The organism is Endozoicomonas elysicola, assembly GCF_000710775.1.
Classification (GTDB): domain Bacteria; phylum Pseudomonadota; class Gammaproteobacteria; order Pseudomonadales; family Endozoicomonadaceae; genus Endozoicomonas; species Endozoicomonas elysicola.
Genome location: NZ_JOJP01000001.1, coordinates 2,091,729 through 2,117,350, shown reverse-complemented (window position 1 = coordinate 2,117,350; position 25,622 = coordinate 2,091,729). Strand labels below are relative to the sequence as shown.

General features: G+C 48.0%; 20 protein-coding genes. 6 read left to right on the top strand and 14 right to left on the bottom strand.

Annotated elements, in window-relative coordinates; translation table 11 throughout:
• Positions 1–62 precede the first annotated feature (62 nt).
• The 4 genes from GV64_RS09000 to GV64_RS24670 form a co-directional block, all read right to left on the bottom strand.
• Positions 63–3,197, bottom strand: a complete 3,135-nt coding sequence (locus GV64_RS09000; RefSeq protein ID WP_020585178.1) for an efflux RND transporter permease subunit — start codon at positions 3,195–3,197, stop codon at positions 63–65.
• An 11-nt stretch (positions 3,198–3,208) separates the two neighbouring features.
• On the bottom strand, positions 3,209–4,981 hold the full coding sequence (locus GV64_RS08995) for an efflux RND transporter periplasmic adaptor subunit (protein ID WP_020585179.1): 1,773 nt from the start codon (positions 4,979–4,981) through the stop codon (positions 3,209–3,211).
• Positions 4,981–6,285: a TolC family protein gene (locus tag GV64_RS08990; protein ID WP_020585180.1), complete on the bottom strand. Its 1,305-nt coding sequence runs from the start codon at positions 6,283–6,285 to the stop codon at positions 4,981–4,983. The genes GV64_RS08995 and GV64_RS08990 overlap by 1 nt, the downstream gene beginning before the upstream one ends.
• Positions 6,286–6,402: 117 nt before the next feature.
• Positions 6,403–6,858 (bottom strand): hypothetical protein, encoded by a 456-nt coding sequence (locus GV64_RS24670; protein WP_152553982.1) that lies wholly within the window; start codon positions 6,856–6,858, stop codon positions 6,403–6,405.
• Positions 6,859–7,314: 456 nt separating this feature from the next.
• Here GV64_RS24670 and GV64_RS08980 point away from each other — a divergent pair, with 456 nt between their 5' ends.
• Positions 7,315–8,661 (top strand): 8-oxoguanine deaminase, encoded by a 1,347-nt coding sequence (locus GV64_RS08980; RefSeq protein ID WP_020585182.1) that lies wholly within the window; start codon positions 7,315–7,317, stop codon positions 8,659–8,661.
• 66 nt (positions 8,662–8,727) lie between these two features.
• Here GV64_RS08980 and GV64_RS08975 read toward each other — a convergent pair whose 3' ends face one another.
• Complete coding sequence (locus GV64_RS08975; RefSeq protein WP_020585183.1) at positions 8,728–10,086, bottom strand: glutamine synthetase family protein; 1,359 nt, start codon at positions 10,084–10,086, stop codon at positions 8,728–8,730.
• Positions 10,087–10,426: 340 nt separating this feature from the next.
• Between GV64_RS08975 and ald the strand changes: the two genes are divergently transcribed.
• A complete protein-coding gene (gene ald, locus GV64_RS08970; protein ID WP_026258673.1) occupies positions 10,427–11,548 on the top strand; it encodes an alanine dehydrogenase in 1,122 nt (373 codons plus the stop codon).
• 52 nt (positions 11,549–11,600) lie between these two features.
• Here ald and GV64_RS08965 read toward each other — a convergent pair whose 3' ends face one another.
• The 3 genes from GV64_RS08965 to GV64_RS08955 form a co-directional block, all read right to left on the bottom strand.
• Complete coding sequence (locus tag GV64_RS08965; protein WP_020585185.1) at positions 11,601–12,959, bottom strand: GntP family permease; 1,359 nt, start codon at positions 12,957–12,959, stop codon at positions 11,601–11,603.
• A gap of 289 nt (positions 12,960–13,248) precedes the next feature.
• The gene (locus tag GV64_RS08960) at positions 13,249–14,400 is read right to left on the bottom strand and encodes a serine hydrolase domain-containing protein (protein ID WP_020585186.1); all 1,152 of its coding nucleotides are present in this window, start codon (positions 14,398–14,400) and stop codon (positions 13,249–13,251) included.
• 290 nt (positions 14,401–14,690) lie between these two features.
• Entirely contained in the window at positions 14,691–15,080 is a 390-nt protein-coding gene (locus GV64_RS08955) for a nuclear transport factor 2 family protein (protein WP_020585187.1), read from the bottom strand.
• 1,317 nt (positions 15,081–16,397) lie between these two features.
• Between GV64_RS08955 and GV64_RS23715 the strand changes: the two genes are divergently transcribed.
• Positions 16,398–16,970 (top strand): OmpA family protein, encoded by a 573-nt coding sequence (locus tag GV64_RS23715; RefSeq protein ID WP_081622237.1) that lies wholly within the window; start codon positions 16,398–16,400, stop codon positions 16,968–16,970.
• A gap of 199 nt (positions 16,971–17,169) precedes the next feature.
• Here GV64_RS23715 and GV64_RS08940 read toward each other — a convergent pair whose 3' ends face one another.
• Positions 17,170–17,658: a CBS domain-containing protein gene (locus GV64_RS08940; protein WP_020585192.1), complete on the bottom strand. Its 489-nt coding sequence runs from the start codon at positions 17,656–17,658 to the stop codon at positions 17,170–17,172.
• A gap of 99 nt (positions 17,659–17,757) precedes the next feature.
• Positions 17,758–18,462: a class I SAM-dependent methyltransferase gene (locus GV64_RS08935; RefSeq protein ID WP_020585193.1), complete on the bottom strand. Its 705-nt coding sequence runs from the start codon at positions 18,460–18,462 to the stop codon at positions 17,758–17,760.
• A 127-nt stretch (positions 18,463–18,589) separates the two neighbouring features.
• Here GV64_RS08935 and GV64_RS08930 point away from each other — a divergent pair, with 127 nt between their 5' ends.
• Positions 18,590–19,165: an NAD(P)H-dependent oxidoreductase gene (locus GV64_RS08930; RefSeq protein WP_020585194.1), complete on the top strand. Its 576-nt coding sequence runs from the start codon at positions 18,590–18,592 to the stop codon at positions 19,163–19,165.
• Here GV64_RS08930 and apbC read toward each other — a convergent pair.
• Positions 19,162–20,253, bottom strand: coding sequence for an iron-sulfur cluster carrier protein ApbC (gene apbC, locus GV64_RS08925; RefSeq protein ID WP_020585195.1), 1,092 nt, complete (start codon positions 20,251–20,253; stop codon positions 19,162–19,164). The genes GV64_RS08930 and apbC overlap by 4 nt on opposite strands.
• Positions 20,254–20,458: 205 nt before the next feature.
• Between apbC and GV64_RS08920 the strand changes: the two genes are divergently transcribed.
• Positions 20,459–21,076: a LysE family translocator gene (locus tag GV64_RS08920; protein WP_020585196.1), complete on the top strand. Its 618-nt coding sequence runs from the start codon at positions 20,459–20,461 to the stop codon at positions 21,074–21,076.
• 145 nt (positions 21,077–21,221) lie between these two features.
• On the opposite strand, the gene GV64_RS08915 is transcribed toward GV64_RS08920, so the two are convergent.
• The 3 genes from GV64_RS08915 to GV64_RS08905 all read right to left on the bottom strand — a co-directional run bounded on the left by GV64_RS08915 (position 21,222) and on the right by GV64_RS08905 (position 23,935).
• Positions 21,222–22,604 (bottom strand): FAD-binding oxidoreductase, encoded by a 1,383-nt coding sequence (locus tag GV64_RS08915; protein ID WP_020585197.1) that lies wholly within the window; start codon positions 22,602–22,604, stop codon positions 21,222–21,224.
• A 184-nt stretch (positions 22,605–22,788) separates the two neighbouring features.
• Positions 22,789–23,592, bottom strand: a complete 804-nt coding sequence (locus GV64_RS08910) for a replication protein P (RefSeq protein WP_152553981.1) — start codon at positions 23,590–23,592, stop codon at positions 22,789–22,791.
• Complete coding sequence (locus GV64_RS08905; RefSeq protein ID WP_020585200.1) at positions 23,498–23,935, bottom strand: DnaT-like ssDNA-binding domain-containing protein; 438 nt, start codon at positions 23,933–23,935, stop codon at positions 23,498–23,500. The genes GV64_RS08910 and GV64_RS08905 overlap by 95 nt, the downstream gene beginning before the upstream one ends.
• 335 nt (positions 23,936–24,270) lie before the next feature.
• On the opposite strand from GV64_RS08905, the gene GV64_RS25230 reads away from it, so the two are divergent.
• A partial coding sequence (locus tag GV64_RS25230) for a hypothetical protein (protein WP_157237135.1) occupies positions 24,271–25,622 on the top strand: 1,352 nt, incomplete at its 3' end.

Here is a 25,622-nt window from a genome sequence, read left to right as displayed (position 1 = left end):
TTTGCTCAGGTTACAGCTCAAGGCTGTTTATACAGCACTTTTCAGGGCTGGGTGTTAAAAAATCAACTGACTACCGGCTTTTTCAATAAACGACAGTGCCATAAAAAATAAATCGCTGGCACCATCACCAGAGTCACTAACAATGAGCTGGCAATGCCTCCCACCATCGGGCCGGCAATACGCTGCATGACTTCTGCTCCAGTACCATCGTTAAGCATGACCGGTATCAGCCCCACCAGAATGGTCATCACCGTCATCATGATGGGTCTAAGACGCAACACCGCACCATCCATAACGGCATCATGGACATCCTGCCGACACATCCGGCCACCGGCCTGATGTGCAAGGTTCCGACGGTCATCAAGGGACTGGTTAAGATAAACCAGCATCATAATGGCATTCCCTACCGTTACCCCTGCCAGGGCAATAAAACCAACCCCCACTGCAACAGAGAAGTTGTAGCCCTGAATAGCCATCAGCCAGATGCCGCCCAGAAGGGCAAAAGGCAGGGTGGCCATGATAGTGACAACCTCAAAGACCTGCCTAAACGTCAGAAACAGGATGACGGTAATAAAGAACAGCGTTGCTGGAATAATGATCGAGAGTCGTTCATTGGCTCTTTCCATGTACTCGTACTGGCCCGTCCACTCCAGAGAGTACCCGGCGGGCAACTCAAGCTCATCAAACACCACTGCCTTGGCTTCATTGACATAAGAGCCCAGGTCCCGCCCTTCAATATCCACCAGCACCCGCCCTGCCGGACGGGCATTTTCCGAACGGATAGCACCAGGGCCATCCTCAACAGCAATAGTGGCGACATCACCCAATGCAATACTTTGGCCCGATGCCGTGACCACTGGCAACAGCTTCAGTTGTTCAACGGAATCACGGAAAGATTGCGGGTATCGCAGATTAACCGGATACCTCTCTAACCCCTCAACGGTGGTCGTCACATTCATTCCACCAATGGCTGAAGCCGCTACGGGCTGAAGATCACTGATATTTAATCCGAAACGGGCAGCTCGGGAGCGGTCGATATCAATGTTAATGTATCGACCACCGGCAACCCGTTCCGCATAAACCGACAGTGTTCCCGGCACCGACTGCAGAACCTGCTCAAGCTTCCGCCCAATGTCTTCTATCACCTTAAGGTCCGGACCGGTTACCTGAATGCCAACGGGTGTTTTGATACCCGTAGACAGCATATCGATGCGGGTTCGAATGGGCATCACCCAGGCGTTGCTGACACCCGGCAGCTTTACCAGGGACTCCAGCTCGGCGCGCAGCGTATCGGCCGTTACACCATCCCGCCATTCGCTGCGCGGTTTCAGCTGAACAACGGTTTCAATCATAGTCAGCGGTGAAGGGTCTGTTGCAGTGTCTGCTCTGCCCACCTTGCCAAATACCGTTTCCACTTCCGGTACTGTTTTGATCAGTCGGTCGGTCTGTTGCAGCAATTGCCGGGCCTTACCGACAGAAATGCCCGCATAAGTGGTTGGCATATACATCAGATCCCCTTCATCAAGAGGCGGCATAAATTCACTGCCAATTTGAGAAGCCGGTGAAAGTCCCAGAACCAGAATAACCAGGGCAACGGTAAGCAGTGTTTTAGGTCGACCCAGCGCCAGTTTCACCAGTGGTCGATAGGCCCACATCATCCACCGGTTGACCGGGTTTTTCTGCTCATCCCTGATCTGCCCGCGAACCAGATAACCAATCAGTACCGGAACCAGCGTAATGGTCAACCCCGCTGCCACCACCATGGCATAAGATTTGGTAAAGGCCAGTGGTGAAAACATCCGACCCTCCTGCGCCTGCAGACTGAATACCGGCATAAAACTGATGGCTTCAATCAACAGGGAGAAGAACAGGGGAGGTCCTACTTCTAATGATGACTGTCTGACCACTGCCCAACGGTTAGCGGCAGTAACCTTGACCCGCTGCATGTGCTTGTGGAAGTTCTCAATCATCACAATTGAGCCATCTACCATCGAGCCAATGGCAACAGCAATTCCCCCCAGGGACATAATGTTGGCATTCAACCCCTGAAAGTACATGATGACAAATGCTCCCAGAATCCCCAGCGGCAAACTGATAACAATCACCAGCGATGAGCGGAAGTGCAGCAGAAACAGCGCACAGATCGCCACAACAATCACCAGCTGAATCAGCAATGTGCCGCTCAGTGTGGCAATGGAATCGTCCACCAGCCGGGATCGGTCATAGGTAGTGACAATCTCCACACCTTCCGGCAGACCTTTTTTCAGCTCATTGAGTTTATTCCTCACGGCTTCAATCACTTCCCGGGCATTCTCACCATAGCGCATCACGATAATGCCACCGACCACTTCACCTTCTCCGTTCAGTTCAGAAATGCCACGGCGCATCTGAGGCCCTTCCTGAACGGTGGCTACATCACCAACGGTAAGCGGTGTTCCTTCTTCAGTGACCATGAGCGGCACTTGCCGAATATCTTCGATACCCTGTAGATAGCCTGTGATACGGACAATATATTCTGCCTCTGCCATCTCAATGGCTGAAGCACCTGCTTCACGGTTACTATTGGCCAGGGCTTCTCTCAGTTTCTGGAGAGGAATTCCATAGGCTCTCAACTTAAATGGGTCTGCTATGACCTGATACTGCCGCACCATCCCCCCGACTGTGGCCACTTCGCTGACACCGGCAACAGATTGCAATGGATACTTCAGGTACCAGTCCTGCAGGCTACGTAACTGAGCCAGATCATGACGGCCACTCCGGTCAACCAAGGCATAGTTGTATACCCAGCCAACGCCAGTCGCATCGGGTCCCAGTGCCGTTCTGGCCTCAGCCGGCAGACTCCCCTGCACCTGATTCAGATATTCAAGCACCCGTGAACGGGCCCAGTAAATATCCGTCCCGTCCTCAAACAGGATGTACACATAAGAGGTACCAAACATAGAGCTACCCCGGACATCAACCGCACCGGGCACTGACATCATGGCTGTGGTCAGCGGATAGGTGACCTGGTCTTCGACCAGTCGGGGAGCCTGCCCCGGATAGTCGGTTTTGATAATCACCTGAACATCGGACAGGTCGGGCAGTGCATCCACCGGGGTATTTTTAGTGACCCATACACCACCGACTAACAAAGCAAGGGCAGCCAGAAGCACCAGGAAACGATTCCCCAGGGAACCAAGAATTATCGCTTTGATCATTTCCAGTCTCCTTAATGCCCCATGGCCTTATGGTCCATAGTGCTATGGTCCTTCGACATGGTGCCCATATCATGACCGGAGTGATCCATGCTGCTTTGATCCAACTTCATGGAACCCATATCGTGACCGGAGTGATCCATGTTGCTATGGTCCATCTTCATGTAGTCCATATCATGGCCGGAGTGGTCCATGTTGCTGTGGTCCATCTTCATGGAACCCATATCGTGACCAGAATGATCCATATTGCTGTGGTCCATCTTCATGGAATCCATATCGTGGCCAGAGTGATCCATGTTGCTGTGATCCATCGTCATGGAACCCATATCATGGCCTGAATGATCCACTCCTTTATCTTCCAGGGACTCCAGGGCAATGATCTGATATCGCCCACCATCGCTTTTCTCAACCTGAAGACGAATCCTGCTACCCGAATTCACTATGGCTGCATCAACACCCGGAGCCAAAGAGAAGTCCATGGTCATTGCAGGCCAGCCCCACTCTGGCACCGGGTCATGAGTCACCGTAACAACGCCTGCCTTTTTCCTGTCCAACTTGCCAACAACCCACACCTGCTGAGTATTCTCATCTTCAAAACGACTGAGGTCGGCATCAATGCTGGATTCAGAGTCCAGAAGAAACTGTGCCGAGGTAACCACTCGCTCACCCTCCGCTACCCCTTTCAGTATCTCTACCTGATCACCCACTCGCCGTCCCGTAGCCACTCTGACCGAACGATACCGTCCGCTACCCAACGCCTTCACAACCCGCTGTTGATCTTCGGTTTGAATAACCGCTTCCGCAGGTATCGCCAACGCAGAAAATCCATCCATATCAATGCGTACCTGAGAGTACATATTGGGCTTCAATTCTGTATCGGGATTAGGGAATCTCAACCGCACTCTCAGGCTACGGGTTTTCGGATCAAGCTCGGGGTAAACGTAATTCACCTCGCCCTGCCAGACCTTGCCGGGCAGGTAATCCACAGACATAAAAGCTATCTGTCCTTTTTCAATAAAGTGAGACTGACGCTCAAATACATCCGCCATCACCCAGACATCATCAAGGCTGGCCAGTTCAATCAGTGTTTTTGAAGGCGTAACATAAGACCCATCACGTATATTAAGTTGAGAGATATAACCATCTTTGTCCGTATAAAAAGGAAGGGTTCGCTTTATTTTTTTCTGCCGGACAATCCTATCAACGGTTTTTTCAGGAACATCTAACGATGAAAGCCGCTCTCTGGATGCTCTGATCAACGCTGAGTTTCCGGAGGTAATCGCAGCCAGCAACTCCTCCTGGGCATTCACCAGCGTGGGTGAGTAGAGGTCAAACAACCGGCTGCCCTTTTTGACAAACTCGCCGCTGGAAGCAATCGTCAGGTTTTCCACCCAGCCATCAACCCGACTGTTCAACTGCATCAGGCTGTCTTCGTCATAAACCACCCGACCAACAGTCTGTACCTGTGGCGTGAGTAACTGCCTGCTCACCGCAGCAGTTCTTACCCCAAGGTTATTTTCTACTACCGGAGAAACAGACACCGTTCCGGGGAATTGCTCTTTATCAGAGGCCTCTTCATAAACCGGTACCAGATCCATACCCATAGGGGATTTACCCGGCTTATCCCTGCGGTAGTTGGGATCCATGGGCGCAACCCAGTAGAGAGGCTCGCGCTCGACAACCGCCTGTACTCCCGATGATTGAGTGGTTAGCCAGAGATGATAGCTTCCAAGCCCGGCAATAAACGCAACAATGACCAGCACGAATCGAAATAATTTCCTGCTCATTAATAGCTGCTCCCTGGCATCAGATAATCAATACGGGCAAGGCTCTGTCTGATATCAGCCTGAAGCCTTTTAAAGGCCAGCCGGGTATCCAGCAGAGTTCGGTATGACTGAATCACACTGTTAAAGTCCTGTGCATCCGATTGATAGGCATTCAGTGCAGCCTGAGACTGGCTTTCAACATCCGGCAGCAAATTATTGGAGTAATGATCAAGCCGCTGACTGAGACCACGATAACGGGCGACCTCTGCGTTTAACTGTCCAGTCAGCTGACGCAACAAATCCTGTCTCACTGACAACGCAGCCTCCTTACGATACTGACTGGCCAGAAGCTGACGATCCTGTCGATTTGCAGTGAACAACGGCAAGTCCATCATCACCATCAGGGAATATTTATTACGGTTACCATCACTGCCCATCATGGCCATATCACCCTGCTCACGACCATAAGCCAGCTCTACGCCAAACTGTGGTTTGAAGCGTTCTCTGGCAAGGGCTACCCCCTGCTCTGCCTGATCAATCACCCGTTCCGCCTCATGAACCATTGGGTGATTAAAAGAGGCGTTAATGGCTAATTCATGTCGAGCCTCAGGAAGATCCGGTAAATCAGAGCCGACCTTTGTGACCGTTGTTTCACCTAACCAGCGGCCGAGCCTGGCAAGGCTCTCTGCATAGCTGGCAGAAAACGACAGAGTCTGATCATCAAGACGGGAAAGCGCGACTTTAGCGTTATAAACATCCTGCTGCCTTTTCCTGCCCTGGCTGTACATGGATGCTGTGACCGTTACCAGAGACTCATACAGGTTGCGGTCAGCTTTAAGTGCCACCAGCGCCTGCTGCCAATACCACACATCAAGCCAGGCAAGACGAACATCCCGTTGAACGGAAAGCTTATGGTTAGCTGCAGCCGCATCCATTGCTTCTTTTTTCAGCGTCAACTGGCGTTTCTGGATACCGTTACTGTCCCCCCTGGGAAGCATCTGCTCCACTTTAAACTCAAACATTCCCTGGTTGAGCGGATCCAGATCATTACCCGGCAGATTCATAGTGCCAATCGATAGCTTTGGGTCCATCCAGCCTGATGCGGCAATCGACTCCTGCTCAATCATTCGTGACTGGGCTGAAAACTGTTTCACACCTTCATCTATTGCCAGAGCAATCCTTTCTGCCTCAAGCAGTGTTAATCCAGCAGCACTGGCTCCCGCCTGACTACCAGCCACACTGTTCGAAGTCAGCAGCATAAGGCCCGCTATTCTGGCCAGCTGCTGACAGCGTCGGACAATCCCGACATTCCATTTAAGTAACATTAAAATGTCCCTTGAAAACAACACTCAGGGATCGACCATGCAGTGACAACACAGCCGACCACAGCGCCTTCCCGGTATCACCGGAAAAACAGTTCAGTTTTAAGTTTTCAGGAACAACTATTCGAGGAAGGAGACGTTCGCGAGATAGATATCAGGGAGGGATGAGAGAATATCAGGCTCAGTAAACTGCTGCCAAAAACGGACATTCGTCGTTTGATTCAGGACTTCCTGAACAACAATATAGAGCAGTGAGAACAGAGGCTTGAGATCAGGACCCGCAGAGGTTTGCAGCACCTCACTGTCATTTTCACAGTCTGGACAGGCTGCTTCCATTGCTACCGTGGGTTTCGCATCAATAGCACAGCAGTCATGCAAGCTTTCGGCATTTTCAGCTGACCCAGCATGACTTAATTCTGCTGTGACAACATAATCTGAAAAGCTTTCGCCCTGATGATGCGTAACCTGCGCTTCCGCAACCGACATCAGACAAAATTGCAGGACAGACAGCAGCATCATGACCATAAAGGCCACGCTCAATGAGCGGCGATGTCGATGATGCAATATCTGTAACATGTGAATTTCTGAAGCTTTCTTAAACAACAAAAAGAATAGTAATGGAATGCATATAACCATTTTCATCGGCAGCAAGTCAATCTTGATCAGCCTTTCAACACGAATGAAAGAGTATTGACGCAAGGCAACGGACACCGGCTCAAGCACCGTGCAAAACCGATTGCCAACTGATAATGTGAGGCCTGCCTGACAGATTAACACGCAAGTCACTGTTACGCGCTCTATCGGATGTCCAGAGAGACATCGGGTGTGCAGGGTGGCTCTGAAAGTCTTAATCAACCGGTTCCTGCACAGTGCCAACAGCTCACACCCAAAGTAATTGGAGTTGCAGGTAGGCGGCAAGGGAGCGAATCCCCAAGAGCTTAGATCAACTAAGTGACTGGGGTGAGCGAGTGCAGACAACACCCCTGCAGCTTCAAGTACGAAGGGTATATAAGAAGCACTTGAGGTGCCTTAATGGAAAGAATCTGGATCAAGCAGCCGCTGGCTGTCTTTACTGCCAATCAACTGGATGCCACCAACGGTATTGTTATCGAAGGTGACCGAATTGTTGAAGTTCTGGGAGCAGGGCAAGAGCCAGCCTCCCCCTGTAATACGGTGATCGATGCCCGCGATCAGGTATTAATGCCTGGCCTGATCAATACCCACCACCACTTCTACCAAACCCTGACCCGTTGCTGCCCACCTGCACTGAACAAAAAACTGTTCCCCTGGCTACAGACCCTTTATCCCATCTGGGCTGGCCTGACTCCCCAGATGCATCAACAATCCAGCAAACTGGCTATGGTGGAACTCCTGCTTTCCGGCTGCACGACCATGGCCGACCACCATTATCTCTTCCCGCAGGGGCTGGAAAGTGCCATTGATATCCAGGCAGAAACGGCACTCTCACTGGGCGTTCGAGCAACCCTCACCCGGGGCTCCATGACACTGAGTCAGGAAGATGGTGGCTTACCACCCAAGTCGGTGGTTCAAAGCGAACAAACCATTATGGACGACTCCACCCGTCTTATTCAAAAGTACCACCAGAAAGATGATCGCCAGCTGGTAGAAATTGCCCTTGCACCCTGCTCACCATTCTCTGTCACCACCGACATTATGAAAGAGAGTGCAAGACTGGCCCGTGAACATCAGGTTCACCTGCATACCCATCTGGCAGAAACCGAAGATGAAAATAATTTCTGCCTGGAAATGTTTGGCTTAAGACCTCTGGATTATCTGGAAGAAGTTGGCTGGCTCCATGATCGGACCTGGCTTGCTCATGGTATCCACTTTAATGATGAAGAGGTTAAGCGACTGGGCAGAGCCGGCACCGGTATCTGCCATTGTCCTTCATCCAATATGATTCTTGCTTCCGGTATCTGTCGGGTGAAAGAACTCAGGGAAGCCGGTTGCCGGGTAGGTCTGGGTGTTGATGGCAGTGCATCCAATGACCACAGTAATCTTATCCAGGAAGTACGTCAGGCCCTGTTGATTCAGCGCCTGAGATACCAGGCCGATGAGTTTTCTCATCTTGATGCGCTCTACCTTGCCACTAAAGGCAGTGCAGAAATATTGGGGCGTGAAGATATCGGTGAACTGGCGGTTGGCAAGAAAGCGGATATTGGCCTCTATAAACTCGATGAGCCAAGATTCAGTGGTGCTCATGACCCATTAGCAGCGCTGGTCGTTTGTGGTGCGAATCAGGCGAATAGCGTTATGGTCAATGGCCAGTGGCAGGTTAAAGATCGTGAGTGGCTGGGAGGTGACTTACAGGCGTTAATGGCTGATCATCACAAGGCGGCAAAATCACTTTACCAATAGAAGCTCTTATCCGATAAAAGCAAGGGAAGCCAATGGCTTCCCTTTTTCAAAACTAAAGCAATGAAATCAGGCGGTCTTCAACATCCACTCGGTTTCCAATGCTGTCACATGGCGTTCGAACCTCTGAAGCTCTTCTCGCTTGCAGAGTGAATACAAATCAATATATTGCTGACTGATGTATCTTGAAAGCAGCTGCCCCTCTGCCAGTTTTGACAGAGCATCTGCAGGTCGATGGGGAAGCAGAGGCAAGTCACTCTCAATTCTTGGCGAAGCCTCTTCCGGCGGTGTCAGTTTGTTTTCGATACCGTATAACATGCCGGACAGCACAGCAGCTAAAGTCAGGTAAGGGTTGGCATCAGCACCTGCCAGGCGATGCTCTATTCTTCGGTCTTGCTGGCCACTGGCGGGTATCCTCAGCGACACCGTTCTATTATTGTGTCCCCAGGAAGCCTGAAGCGGCACATACATATCGGGAACAAGACGACGGTAGGAGTTGACATTAGGGCAGAGCAACGCCACGGTTTCCGGCATCATATCGATGGAGCCGGCAATGGCGTGCTGAAGGAGTTTACTGTCCTCCCCGTCAGCATTGGCGAATACATTACCTCCGGCATCATCCTGAAGACTGACATGAATATGCAGACCATTTCCCGGATGCTCTTCGTAAGGCTTGGCCATAAAGGTCGCTTCATAGTTATAGCGCCCGGCCAACTCTCGAATCAGTCGCTTAAGCATAATGGCGTGATCACAGGCAGCGACAGGATCTTCGCCATGTTTGAGATTAATCTCAAACTGTCCGGGTGCCGCTTCGGCTACCGCTGAATCAGCGGGAACCCCCTGAGCTTTAGCAAGCTGATTTACATCATTCAGAAACCCGGCAAAATCTGCCAACCCGTCAACTGAATAAACCTGACTCATGGTTTCACGGGCACCGGTAACAAAACCAACAGGGGGCTGTAACTTACCTTCTTCAGTACGTTGTGGATCAACCAGATAAAACTCAAGCTCCAAAGCTACGACGGGTGTATAACCCAGTGTTTTAAAACGTTGAACCACACTGGCCAGAACATTTCTGGGTTCATAGGAAAAACCACTACCATCTTCATCCTTCATGGTTAAAAGCACCTGAGCGACTTTTTCAGGATCAATCGCTGATGGAGAAAGTGTTCCTGAAACTGGTAGACAAAGACGATCAGGCTCACCAATTTTCATGCCCAACCCCGCTTCTTCTATGGTGACACCAGTAATATCCAGAGAAAACACCGAGCAAGGCAGGTAGCATCCTTTTTCCAGCTTGTTAAAAGCGGTGGCCGGCAAGCGCTTCCCCCTTACAAAGCCATTAATATCAGGTAATAAGGTGTCGATGTACTCAGTCTGCGGATAGCGCTCAAGATAATCCGCAAGTTCCGTTTTAAACGCTTGCATATAAACATTCCCTGACTTTTTTGAGAGCAAACGCTGATAGCCATCTCAATATGCCTGAAACCAGCTATTGGCTAACTTACCCTCTTTGTTATTTTTAATGCTTTTTTTATATCAATACTGCCCAGTTACCACAGGTTGTTCAATATATTTAACAACCATGCCTTAACAGGCGATTAAATTGCTTTATTTGTCACATTATCCTGAACACAGAGCAAATCAATAAACAAAAAATAATTTTTAGTGAAAAACACTAAATAGAAACTATATTCAAGACAAAAACCTATGAGAATTAATGTTAAATATTGTTATAACCCACGTTAATATGATCATGGAGTTGAATATGCGGATAGGCATTCCCAAGGAAATCAAGAATCACGAGTACCGTGTAGGGCTGACACCGGCTGCTGTTAAAGAACTGGTGCAAAATGGACATGAGGTTTTTGTAGAGGGCAATGCCGGAAGTGGTGTAGGTTTTTATAATGAAGATTATCTAGCTGCCGGAGCCGCAATTCTTGAGACTCCTGAAGCTGTTTTTGATGTCGCTGAGCTCATCGTAAAGGTAAAAGAACCGCAGGCTATTGAACGGGCCAGACTGAAACCACACCACACTCTTTTTACCTACCTGCATCTGGCCCCAGACGTTCCGCAAACCAACGACCTGATCAATTCCGGTGCGACGTGCATCGCCTACGAAACTGTAACCGATGTCCATGGCCGTCTGCCTCTGCTGGCTCCAATGTCGGAAGTTGCTGGCCGTATGTCCATTCAGGCAGGAGCCCGTTGCCTTGAAAAATCCATGGCGGGTCGAGGTATGCTTTTGGGTGGTGTGCCCGGAGTTGAACCCGCTAAAGTGGTGATTATTGGAGCCGGTGTTGTTGGACAAAACGCAACCGCCATGGCTGTTGGTATGGGTGCCGAGGTTGTCGTACTTGATCGTTCTGTAGATGCACTGCGCAGGCTGGATGCCCAATACGGCAATCGGGTTCGCACAGTTTACTCCACCTTCCAGTCCATTGAGCAACATGTCTCCTCTGCTGACCTGGTTATTGGTGGTGTCCTTCTGCCAGGGGCAGCTGCACCCAAGCTGATCACCCGTGAACTGGTTGGCAAAATGAAACCCGGTTCTGTCATCGTTGATGTGGCGATTGATCAGGGCGGCTGTGCCGAAACATCCGTTGCTACTACCCATGCAGAGCCCACTTTTATCGTTGATGAAGTGGTTCACTACTGTGTAGCCAATATGCCTGGCGCTGTTGCCCGTACTTCCACCCTGGCACTGAACAATGCAACACTGCCTTATGTGCTGCAAATTGCCAATAAGGGGCCTCGTAAAGCCCTTGAAGATAATCCACACCTGCTGGAAGGCCTGAATGTCTGTAAGGGGGTGGTCACCTGTGAAAGCGTTGCGCTTGCACAAAACCTCACCTACAAACCAGCAGCCCAGATGCTTACGGAAATTTAATTTCCCCCAAGTAGCAGGTGCAGCTTTTCCTTCCAGGTGAAGCTGCATTTTTTTATCCGAGCAAAAACGGGATTGTTTGCAAAGCTATAACATCAAGAAAAAAAGCCAGTAGCAGCACCGTTAACAAAACCACGATACCCTGGAAGAAAGTCGCTATCGTCAGGGATTTCAATGCTGTCGCCGTATCCATCCCGGTAAACTCAGTGATAATCCAGAAGTAACTGTCATTCACATGAGCAATGGTCATTGCACCACCGCTGCAGGCAAACAGTGCAAGTAACCGACCAGTTGTTGTATCCAGGCCGAGCGCGGATAGCAGCGGGCTCACCAGAACAGAAGCGGTTATCAAGGCAACAGTTGTTGAACCTTCCGCTGTTTTTACAATGGCTGCCATCACAAAAGGTAAAAACAGCCCCAAGTTTACGAATCCAGAATTTCGGGTAAACAGCTCAGTCAGATTACTGCTTTGAAGCACATACCCAAAAGCACCACCACAGCCAACAATCAGAACAATCTTGCCTCCGGCTTCCAGACCTTTGGAAATACACATCTGAAGTTTTTCCGCTGAACCATATTTCAACAGTGGCAGTGTCGTGGCCAAACCCGCCAGCAAGGCATTCACCGGCTGGCCTAAAAATCCAAACCACTGGCTAACCATGTTTTCACCATGGCCTACAATACCGCCCACTGAAATCAACAGCATCGGTGTCAGTATCGGGGTGATCGCGATAAGGAAATGGATATCAGCAGACTCATTCACCAAAGGCTCCTCAGCATTCTGAGAGTCAAGCTTGGCAGGTACCAGATTACGAACACACAAAGCCCAGACAAAACCAGCTACTGCAGCCAGCAAAGACAACACCAGCCCCAGCATCAAGACAATGGGTAAATAGCCCGTTAATTGAAAATTAATCGCCGCAATCAGTGGGCCGGGCGTAGGTAAAACTAATGTATGTGTAGCATAGAGAGCACTACCCAGCACTGTACTAAGAAATACTGGAGAAACATGATGCGTTTTAGCCAGGTACCGTCGAATGGAATTGAGAATAATAAAGCCGGAGTCGCAATAAATAGGAATGGAAACAATATAGCCGGTAATTGCCAGAGCAAGGCCCGGAAACCGGTCCCCAAAAAAAACAATGATCCCCCTTGCGATGCTTATGGTTGCTCCACAGTATTCCAGGATATAACCCAACAACGTCCCCAGGGCAATCGTTAAACCAATTTCACCCAATGTGACTCCAAAACCATCCATTACTGCGGATGTAATCTGATTTGGCGAAAGCCCAAAACTCAAACCCGCTGTATAACTGGCAATAAGAAGTGCCAGAAAAGATGGCCACTGCCAGCGAACGGTTAAATAGATCAATAGTCCGACAGAAAATGCAAATCCCGCTATTGTTATTAACATCAGTTATGATTTCATAGAGAAGTAATTATTGGATTAATGAAGAGGCAATATCGTTTATAAAAAAACAATAGATTTACCCAGTCTTCACCAAAAGCAAAAGAAAGCTAAATGTAGACCAGCAAAGTAGATTGCTCCATTTTACTCAGCTTAAGAATTCACAGGGCTTAATAGAACTGAATATTATTTCAACTCCTCTTTGAATACAGCGTATTGCTTGAGTACTCTATAGCAAAGCCCCCTGCCCTTTCATGTCTGATGCAATAGATAAGACTGAAAAATAATCAGTATGCTATCGAATAAAGGCAGGTAAAATTAATTCTGGTACAAAGGTAAAGGGAGCCCTTCGGGTTTTATTATCATTACTGCTGGTGACCACAACCACTAACTCAAGCTCAGGCATCATAAAAATAAACTGCCCCCTTGCTCCACGTCCTGAAATTGTTTTAACACGGTCACCGCTTACCCTGAAGTCTTCAGTCCACCAGTAGTAGCCATAGTTACCATTGGTTGTTTTCGCACTGGTAGCTTCCTCCACCCACATCCGGTTCAATACCTGATACCCCCGATAGTCCCCTTTAGACATCGTAACCAATCCAATTTTCATCATATCTCTTGAAGTAAGATGCAGTCCTGAACTTGCCTTGGTTAGCCCGCAAGCAGACTGCTCCCAGCGCACATTATCAATCCCCAGAGGCTTGAAATAGTGCTGCTCGGTAAATTCTTCCAAGGTCAGTCCTGACACGTTATAAAGAATATGATTCAAAATATCTGGGTCTGCCCCCTGATACTTGAAGTATTGCCCGGGGATTACAGGTCTGGTCATGGTAAAATAATGTTCAACATGATTATTTTCATTAATAGTATCAAGAGGAATATCCACTCCCTTAATATTCAAGCCTGAACGCATCGTCAGCAGATCATGAATTCGTATAGTATCAACACCAGACGACAGATTTTTCTCCGATAACTCGGGAAAGTATTTTATAATGGGGTCATTCACACTGCTGATAAGACCAAGCTCAATGGCCTTACCGATAGCATTTGATAATATATTTTTCGTAATTGAAAAAACAAAGTGAGGCTTATCAATAGTCCCATCACCCCAATAATCCTCCACGACCAGTTTCCCGTTATAACTGACCAGCAGGCTATCAATATAGCCATAATCTCCCTTACCAATCCGATATCTCAACTGCTCAATTCCTGATGAATCAACGGCTATTGACGTCAGGTTACCGACTAATATCCCATCATTAAGGGATTCAGGTGGATTATATGGCCGATGGCGTTCATCAGTTCGTATCATATGTTTAAGATCCATCTGAGTAGAATCCACCTTATTAAGACTCACCTGCTCATCTGCAAGACCATCCTGAGCCTGATTTTGGAAAGATACCAAAAGTAAACACAGCAAAGATGCGGCGATGGAATACGACTTCATCAAAAAACCTTAAATCATTATTATTTCGTTAGAACCGTCTGAAGCAGCTGGATTCGCCCCAACATATATTCAGAAATTCACTGCTCTGTCAGGGCCAAAATAAGCGGGCTGATTGGCAGCCTGTGACTGTTTTAGCCAGGTTATGTAAACCCGCCCCATTTCAGGCAAAACAAACAAAAAGAGATGTATTGTCTTAACTCTTGAGGCTAAGTTTTAAAAACAGATCGTATTTTGTATCGAATTAAAACAATCTCAGATACAAGCCCCGTTCAAAAGTGGCTGGGTAGCCATTAACAATCATGAAACAAAGGGACTTTGCTTTTTGCATAAGTCAGCTTTTGCACCACTTTATCACCATTAAAATGCAGTAAGTCCAAGCCACGCCAGGATACAGGCTGATCCTTGACCTCCAGCTTACAGAGCCAACTCACCATGACTTTTCCTGACTCAGCATCGATAAACAAATCCTCATCAAGGAACTGCATAACACCAAATCTCCCTGAAAACTGCGGTTCCAGAGTTCGCCGGATAGCCTCCTTGCCTTTATTTCTCTTATTGTTGAATTCATCATAGATTGCATCTTCCGTAAAAAAGGTCATTACTTCATCAAGATTGTTTGTATTGAATGCCTCCATAAAGTTAAAAGTAAGATCGATTAAATGCTGACGTGTAGTGGTCATCTTGTGAACACCCCCGGTTTTAGTGATAACGGCGGTTCAACGTACTGGTCACTCAAGTTCAGGCTGCTATCTCCCTGATACCAACGCACACGCTTCACTGACATGCGTATATAGCAAGACGTCACTGGAGCCTGGTTTGAGCCTTGGGCGAGACTTTCATTCTACTTTCGTACAGCCACCAGTCTGCCCTGTGAAAGATGGCGATACCAGACACTGAACCTGAAATCTTATATAAGAAAAACCTATACCTTGATCTGGTAAAGAAAGGGATAATAGCGAAAGGACAAAGACAGCACTTGCTCGCAGTCAATAAAAGCAGGTTTCACCAAAATTTAAACAAACACTTAAAAATATTGCCCAGTAAATTTACTGAGTCACTGAAAGTGAGCTATCTGACAAATAAAGCAGATGTCATCCATTGATAAATGAATCAAGCCTTAAGCCTGAGTTGATTTGAAACTATCTCTATAAAGTTCATGCATGCTTCTGGATGGGTTTATTTTGGTAGCTGCTGCGTCTTTTCAGTCTCTGGCAAAATCCAGAACGGCAACCTTTATTACCGTCGGCAACATAGCTGTTTAGATTCCAATGCTGATCACCCTTCCACCGCTATTTAGTTCTATCGGAGTATTTCTGGCTATACCGATTTCCAATATTTTTCTGGCTGCTGTCATTGTGTGGCAGCTGATGAAGGGTTTGAAAGAGCGTCCGGTTTGCTAGGTTCTGCTGACTTAAGGTTCCTTTCTCAGCTCAAGCCAGAATGCTTCGAGCGCCTCGCAGTCTGGTTCGTAATGCCGCTTGCCGGCTTCATTAAGCTGGTTTGATGAAAAACCATTACACTCGCATTAGCTCGCCTTATGGAGTGCGGCTTTACGAACCAGTGAGCTTGGAACCTTATCTCAACAGAAACTGGGAGGCATTCTCAATTAGCCATGAGTCCAGTTAACCACACAAGCATTCAGGCAAGACGAAAGGTGCAGGGCATGGTGGCTCCATGTTCAAGCCGTTCAACACAGCGTGAGTGCTTGTGTGGTCAACCCGGAGAGCCACCCATGGTTTGTGCCATGTCTAATTGAGAACGCCCCCCTAACACTAAAGTAGATAGATTTTCTTTTTATACAGGTAACTCCTCAGGAGCTACCGTTTGTCCTCAAAACATTGGTTTTTCCGTCAAAAATCAGACTCCCCATTAGCGGTTATACACTTTTCTTTTCTTACTCCCGCAATGGAAAATCACATAACTATACTGTTTATAAATTCCCCATAAAGGGAATCAAAAGATCAAAAAACCAATCAAACCATGGATGGAGAAGTACCATGATAAGGCAACTCAGAATACCCGCCCTTCTGACAGCAGCCGTCTTAATGACAGGTTGCGGCATGATGAAAACCAGCAATGAAATGGTTGCTGGTGATTACAAATCAACCCCTAACTGGTCCGAATGCGCTGTGAAAGGCGGAATGGCTGTGGGCGTTCCCACTGCTCTAAGCAATCTGGCTGCCGGTGGTGCTGCGATGGTCGCTGGTGCTATGGTTTCCGGCCTGCACTGTGCCATTGCCGACCAGACACCAAAGACCGTTCTCTTTGACTTTGGTACCCATGATCTGGATATGAATGATCGCATGATGCTGGATGCCGTTGTCGAGCGCATGGGTAAATCCAAGCGTATTGAACTGACTGGCTATACCTGTAACATTGGCCCAGATCAGGTGAACCAGGATCTCTCTGAAAACCGGGCATTGGCTGTTAAAGCTTACCTGATGCAGAAAGGCATTGAAGAGAGCCGCATCGCAGCCTGGGGTAAGGGTAAAAGAAACCCAGTCGCCAGCAATGATGAAGAAGAAACCCGCATGATGAACCGTCGTGTTGAAATGAAGATTTTCCGTTAATCTTCTCAATTAGTGACAGTTAACGCGGTTAGCACTCTATGAAAAGGTACCGAGGACTCGGTACCTTTTTTTATGTACAGGGATGTACTGTATCCTGAATATGCAGGAGCAATTTTCAGGGAATGTACAGGGATGTACTGTATCCTGCAAATGCAGAAGCAGTTACCGAGAAGCAATGCCGGGTAATGAAAGAAAGAACCTACAATGTCATTACCTTCAACAGATCAAGTGCACTGATAACGCCCTTCAGAGAACGATCCTTAGTCACCATCACCCGATGAATACGCCCTTTTACCATTGCTTCGGCAACTTGCATCAAAGGCGTATCGGGTGATACCTCAAACACCATAGGCGTCATAATGTCATTCACCATGACAGATTGGTCGACAATATCGTGAAATGACCGCTGGTCTTCCGGGGAAAGCGTTTCATCCATCATGGTGCTGTAGAAACTATCATCCCGCTTTGCCAGATCGACCAAACCACTGCCAGCCTGACGAACAATATCAGAAAATGAAACAACGCCAATCAGCTGCCCGGCGTTGTTAACAACCGGTGCACCAGAGATAGCCTTATCCGTTAAAAAGCGAGCCAGCCTATCCACAGACCAGTCTGAAGGTACAGTAATCACCTTTTGACACATGATCTGCTCAGCAGTCATGGTAAGTAAAGGGTTGTCATTGCTCATATCCCTGACTCCCGAAAGTAACGCTGTGGGATCAGTATGACCCATTGCGGCAAACCACTATCTTGACCTGAGTCAACAATCTGGACGAACAGAGAATGATCAGGAGCTCAAGACTGATGCCTTGCCTCTCTTAAGCTGAAGCAATTTATGAGAGTGCCACTCTCCCTCCCAAGTCTGGCTCACCTGCTGAAAGCCTAATTCATCAGACCACAACCGATACGATTCAACCTCTTCTGGAAAGTCACAGCCGGTAATATGGGCATCCAATGCTTCCAGCTCCTGAACTGACATGGCTTTCCAGCTGGAGTGCATATGAGCCAGATAGTTGACCAGATACTGCTCTCTGGATTCACCCGGCTGTAAAAATACATCATAGATGAACAATAAGCCCTGCTCACGAAGACAACGATAAACCATCTGCAGAAAGCATTTTTTTTCATAAGACGACAGGTGATGCATACAATAACCTGCAATGATTATGTCAAACTGTTCCTGACACGATAGTAAGAAATCCATCATATCCTGACAGTAGAGCTGAAAAGCGACATCCTTACCTGAAAAGCGTTCAGTCAACACCTCAAGAGCTGAAGCAGAACTATCAACGCCTTTGTAACCACTAACCGAAATATCGGGGAGTAGTTTGAAGAACACCTCTGCATCTCCACAACCCAGATCCAGAATCTCTAAACCGGTTGATAACTGCTGTAAAACATCAAGTATGCACTCAGATATGTTTTGATGCCCCATATACTCTTGAGTCACAATCGTTCGATAAGTGCGCCATTGCTGAAAGAAATCATCCATCTCTTTAGGCTTCTTAGAGCTATGAATTGAACAAGCATAGACGACTGCTCAGAGGCGGAGCCTTACGAGGCGATCAATAAACGCTACAATCAGGCCAGACTTATAACTATTCGAGTGAATATTTGGAATGAAAACACTGGTTGTCTTTGCCCATCCCACTCCCGAGAGCTACAACGCCAGTATCTTTAAAGTGGTATCTGATGAGCTGGAAACAAAAGAGTTTGAGGTACAGGTATTGGATCTTTATAAAGAGAACTTTGAGCCCAGAATGAGCACCGCTGAAAGACGGACCTATATGGACAAAGACAATACAGCCACGGTGGAGAAATATGTTCAGCAGCTGCAATGGGCTGAAGCACTGATCATGATCTACCCAACCTGGTGGATGGGGCCACCGGCCATTCTGAAAGGCTGGCTGGATCGTGTCTGGCTCCCCTCCGTCGTTGCCGACTTTGGCCCTGAAGGAGTAAAGCCGAAACTGACCAACCTGAAAAAGATTCTGATCATCACCACCCAGGGCGCATCACGCTGGCGGATGGCCCTGATTGGCAACCCTCCCCGCAAGATGATGAGGCTGAGCTTAAAAGCCGTTACAAAATGCAGGGATATTGACTGGCTGGCTCTTTACAGCATGGACAAAATCGCAAAACCACAGTTGAGCCAGTTTCTGGATAAGGTTCGTCAGAAAATCCAGCGTTTTTAGTCGTCAGAAATTGATAACGTAGGCACTGCCGGAGCCTGCTGATGCCGCAACCAAAGTTTGGCAGCCATGTGCCGGGCCATATCCCGGTAAATCATAGCGATCTGGGATTCAGGCTCAGACACAACCGTAGGAGCGCCATGATCAGCCTGCTCACGAATCATCATGGACAATGGCAGGGATCCCAGCAAATCAATGTCAAACTGCTCAGCGATCCGGCTACCTCCACCCTCTCCAAACAGGTGCTCAGTATGACCGCAGTTGGAGCAAATATGAACGGCCATATTTTCCACAACACCCAGCACTGGCACTCCAACTTTACGGAACATCTCAACCCCTTTCTTGGCATCAATCAACGCCAGATCCTGGGGAGTCGTAACGACCACACTGCCGGAAACCGGAATCTTCTGCGCCAGGGTTAGTTGAATATCACCCGTGCCTGGTGGCAGGTCGATCACCAGGTAATCCAGGTCATTCCACATGGTCTGGGTCAAGAGTTGAATCAAAGCACCGCTGACCATAGGTCCACGCCATACCACTGGCGTATCTTCGGTGACCAGAAACGCCATGGACATCACCTGAATACCATGGGCTTCAATGGGCATGAAAAACTTTTCGTTCTTCACATCCGGTCGGGTGCCATCAGCAATACCGAACATCTGCCCCATACTGGGGCCATAGATATCCGCATCCAGGATTCCCACCCTTGCACCTTCAGCGGCAAGTGCCAATGCGAGATTTGCTGCAGTAGTAGACTTACCAACACCACCTTTACCAGAGGCAACAGCAATGATGTTCTTTACACCAGCCATGGCTTCCAGTTCACCCTGAACCGGTGCCGGATCCACTGTCCAGTTTACCGATACATCCACAGACTGTACGCCATCAACATCTTCAATTTTGCTGGCCAACATCTGGGCAACGCCATCACACAGACCTTTGGCCGGATACCCCAGAATCAGTGAAGCATTGACTTTACCATTTTCAATTGTCAGGGAATCAAGACAGCCAGCGTCCAACAAGTTATTTTTCAGGTACGGATCCTGATAGCTGCGAATCGCCGTTTCAATATCGGCTCGGCTTGGACTCATGACCATACTCCAGTCGGCGGGAAAATAATGTGTCTCTCAATATGGGTTATCAGGATGGAATTCAAGGGTGACTGTATTGGCCCCCCAGGAATTATATAGAATTCTTATATTTTTCTTTGTAGCTAACGGTAAAACAGAATTTGCGCTCTTAACGTTGCTCAACGAATATAGTGACCAATAAAATATTTTCCCTCGAGGTTTGTTTATGTCTTTGGAAAGCGGTCTGGCATTTTTTGCCGCTATTCTTTTGTTTGCCGTTACTCCCGGCCCCGGCGTTTTTGCAGTTCTGGCAAGGGCACTGATCTGTGGTGCCCGCAGTTGCTTCTTTCTCTCTCTCGGTATGGCTATCAGCGACATCATTTACTTGATTCTGGCCTGCTTTGGCTTGGCAGTTATTGCACAGAACTGGGGAGAAGTCTTTACCGTTATCCGATGGGTTGGCGCAGCTTATTTGCTCTATCTGGGGTATAAAATATGGACTTCACCCATCGCGAAAGACCTGTGTGGCACAGTACCGGTAGCAGATAAATTTGAAAGTTTTCTGCAGGGCTTTATGATTTCTGCTTCAAACCCAAAAGTGATTCTCTTTTATATCGCGTTTCTACCCACGTTTATGGATGTCACCGTATTTTCCACTGTAGATATTGTTCTAGCAGCAATATTAACCTTGATCGGTCTGATGCTCGGTTTGTCCGTCATTGCCGGCAGTGCTGCTCAGGCGAGAAAATATTTCAAGTCCCACAAAGCAATGCGTCTGCTTAACAAAACGTCAGGCTCTATTATGATTGGGGCAGGTTCTTTACTGGCATTGAAAAGTCCGTAACTACGCTTGAATGTGAAAGCCAGTTTCCTCCCCTGATGCGTTATTTCAACAGGCTCGTTCCCACTGTCCCTGTGAGAATAAATATCAACAGAACGAGTCCTTTCAGTTCGCTTGGGTTGACACTGTACATTGCCCAGTCCATCGATTATGAAGGGTTATGATTTACAATCTTACCCGGGTTCAGCACGCCCTTTGGATCAAGGGCTCCTTTGATGATTTCCATTAGCTTGATAGCGGTACCAGCTTCTTGCTGCAACCACTCTTTTTTACCTAAACCAATGCCGTGCTCCCCAGTGCAAGTACCATCCATCTGTAAGGCTCTTTCCACCAAACGTTCATTCAGGCGTTTGACTTCCTTTATCTGCCGCTCATTATCAGGGTCAACAGAAAAAATAACATGAAAATTGCCATCGCCAACATGACCAATAATCGGAGCATCCATAAAGCTGCTTTCCAAATCCTGCCGGGTTTGCACAATACAATCAACCAGCTTTGAAACAGGGACACATACATCAGTGGTCCATCCACGAGAACCTTGTCCTGTGGCTATAACTGCGTAATGAGCTGTATGTCGTGCATGCCATAACTGGTTGCGATCTTCAGCTTTTATAGCCCATAAGTAATCACTGCCATCATGCTCCTGAACGATATCCCTAACTTGGTCAGCTTGCTCAGACACCGCGGACTTTGAACCGTGGAACTCAAAAAAAAGCGTGGGCAGTAGAGGCAGGTTCATCTTGCTATATTCGTTGATGGCTTTGATGCCCTGCGCATCCATAAGCTCCATTCGAGCAATGGGAACACCGAACTGCACAACCTGAATGGCCGATTCAACAGCCGCACTAGTGGAGGGAAATGTAACTCGTGCCGCCGCCTGATAATCCGGTATCGGATAAAGCTTTAAGGTTATTTCGGTTATGATACCGAGAGTTCCCTCAGAGCCAACCAGTAAACGGGTCAGGTCATAGCCCGCCGCACTCTTTCTGGCACGGGTTCCAGTATGAACAATCGCACCGTCCGCCATGACTGCAGTCAGAGCCAGCACATTATCCTTCATAGTACCGTACCTGACAGCATTGGTGCCTGACGCCCGGGTCGCAACCATACCGCCGAGTGAAGCATCAGCACCCGGATCAACTGGGAAAAAAAGCCCTTCATGGCGTAGCTGATCATTGAGACCTTTGCGCCGGATGCCCGGCTGAATAACACAATCCAGATCCTCACTGTTGATCGCGAGCAACTGGTTCATACGCGATAGATCAACCGTAACACCTCCTTCAGGAGCGAAAATATGTCCCTCTAGCGAGGTACCAGCACCATAAGGTATCAGTGGGGTATTAAATTGCACTGCAAGCTTAACAAGTTGAGAAACCTCCTGTGTCGTCTCGGGATAACAGACCGCATCAGGGGGTGAGGGGGAGTGCCAGGATTCATCGATAGCATGTTGGCGACAAATAGTTGCGACTGTCGTTATACGCTCACCAAACTGAGTACGTAGCAGACCCAGCAGTTTCGGGTTCAAGCTCATTTTTCAATACCCCATGGGTGCATGCAGCAATCATGAACACCATGATGACCCAACGGCTGAGCATAAAGGTACAAGCATCCAGCCAGCTAAAGACCCAAAAACACTGTGAAACTCACACGTCTGTTGGCTTACTGAAAAATAGCTTATTTTCAAGGACCTGGTGAAGAGTAAGCATGAAACATGATCAGCTCTGATCAAACACCTTCATTAATCGTTCCCGGGCAGACGTACTGTTATCAGGGTCTATACCCTGCCTGACCATCGTATCACGCTGCTGTTGCTGAGCCGCTGCCTCAGCCTGTCGGGTGACCTCTTTGTTGCGACCATCTTCCAGACCTTTCAGGATGCTGGTTTCCAGGTCTTCCCCTTCCAGTACCCTATTGCAGAGAATCTCATAGTTCCGTTCAAAAACCGGAAAAGCTACCCGCTGCTCTTCACTACGCAGCATCATCCAGCCCGTTTCACGGGCAGCAAGATAGACAGCAATATGTGACCATGGGTAATCACGGCTCTGTTTTGGGGCATAACAGGCTTCATAATACGCTTGCAAGGGTTCTTTCAATCCCACTTCGTCGTAGCGCAGCTTGCACAGCTCACGAATATCACTCAAGTCTGGAAAGAACTTGGCCGTATCCAGTGCTTTTTTTGCCGCCATCAAAATACGACGAGGGCTGAATTCCTGAAGAGAGTTTTTCCAGACCCGCTTGGCGCGGATAATATCTTCGTGAGCCTGGAAAGCTCGCTTGAATTTCAGCGGGTAGGCATCTTCCAGCAGAGTAAACACTGCATTGATAGCATCCACATGATCCGCCCCGGAGCGTGGTTGCTGCGAAGCGTTGCCAGAAGCTGCCTGATCATAAGCTGCAGGTGCTTGCTGAGCTAGGGACTGCTGATCACTCGTCGCCGTCTTCGAACTGGAAGCCGTCGTCCCAGCTCCGGTCTGTAAGTTTTTCAGCTGTTGATCGATGAGCTCTTTGCCCTGTTTCACTTTGGTTCCGCTTCCACTGGTAGATGACGTGGGACTTAAACTTATTTTGCCAGGCCTTACGCGCCTCACCGGTTTCATGCCAGTACAGTTTGAAATCGATCAGCTGTGTAACAATAAAGTCCAGCGGGATTCCCTGATGAGCCTGCAGAAACTCCAAAATCTCTCGAGACGGTGCAAAATCTTCCGGCAAGGGTTGAACCCGGGCGCCCTCACGAACCGCAGGCTGAGCCTCTATCTGGCCAAAAACAGGATGCTCTTCCTGTTTCCGGGTGTCTGGTTCAATTTCCCAGGGTAATGCGCCAGCATTGCGCCGGCGGATATAGTGTTTGTTCTCGTCAGTCATGTAATCAACAATACCTGCCTTCCCGGTTCTGGTCTAGCTTGACCAACGATGTAAGTCTATTTTTCAATACTGCTTTTACATACAGAAAAAATACACTTATCAGATAATAATATAGAAAAACATTGTCGTCAGCTGGGACTGAGAAGTTTGCTGCCGATGCCCGCTTATGACAATGAGTAAAGGACACAATATCCAGTAGCAGAGCATCATAGTCAATCCGTGAGCAGGGTATTCTAACAACGATCAACCCCAGACATAATTGCAATTCATTATTAAAAAGCAACTTTTACAGCCATAGCTTACAACTATAAGAATCAGTTAAAAAAATACGAATTTTGATTTCAAAATTAATTGAAAATACGGATAAAAAAATAGAGATAAATAGCCAATGCAGGAAACTTTCTATTGCTCTCAATGATCTGATGGAAAAGCGTTTTTTTATCAGGAGAGTCAGAATGGACCAGCTAGGCGGTTTTCATAATCCATTAATCACCACTACCCCGAGTCAGCAAGTTCATCCTGCTCCTCCGCCTTCTCAGAAAGCTTTATATAAAGGAATGGATACTGAAGTAACCTCTGGCAAACAAATTATTTCAGGTCTTTCAACACCATCCAGGGAAATACCGACTGAAACACCTCAAACCAGAGCTGCACAAATTTTTAAACCTCAGGAAAGCTATACCATACGTGCGGGACATGAAGGAGGACAAACTGAAAAAATAACAATAACACCCGAAATCCACGAAACAAGAGCAGCTCTTAGCGAGAGATTATCTAAAAAATATGGCGAAAGATTGGAATTATCAAGAGCTGAATGGGTCAGTGTTGATGAGGATACACAGCAGAAACCTGCGACAACATATACGTTACGCGCTAGCCGTGGTGAAGAAGAACCAGAAAGAAAACGCGATGCATCACTTGAAACCCAACAACGCCAGCGTGCCTTTGACGATAAAATAAGTATAAGCGTAGGTCACAAAGTTGAGCTACAGCACGCAAGCTGGGAAGCTGGCAAAGAAACTTCGCCTCTACGTATAGCCCAGCCTTTGGCTGAAAAGACAACGGAGAGAGAGACTGATGCCACAATACAGCTTGATCATCATACAATCCTAGACAAAGCAAAAGAGCAAATTCAGAAAGCCAGAGTAGATCTGGAGAATAAGCAAAAACTCCTCTCTACAATGTCCCACGGTGACATATCCACAGTTAACCGCCAGACTGAAGAAACGCCAGTAGATGAGGCAACTCCTGCCTCCCTTCAAAAGACGATACCTTCTGCAAAAAGTACAGATAGTCAGTCACATTCTTTTAGGGAACTCAGGGAGCAAGCTGACCAACAGGTAAAAGAAGGTCTCGCCGAACTTACAAAATTTAAAGCAGAACTTCAGGCACTAAAAGGCACTGGTGGTGCCGAAATTCATAGAGCTAAACTAGATTTCCCCCCACTACAATCGGCCCCCACTATCTTTAAAGAGTCAGGGCTCAAACTCGGTGATACCGACGGCACACTGAGTACTGGCCGACAGCTCCCTACCAACCTCCCACCGGCTCCCAGTGACCGCCCTTTGGATGATGGCACCACCCTGCATGACGACGATGACCGCCAGCTCTCCGATACCGAAGAACAGCTGAGTACCCGTGACCGGCAGTCTCCCAGCCAGTTGCCACCGGCTCCCGGTGACCGCCC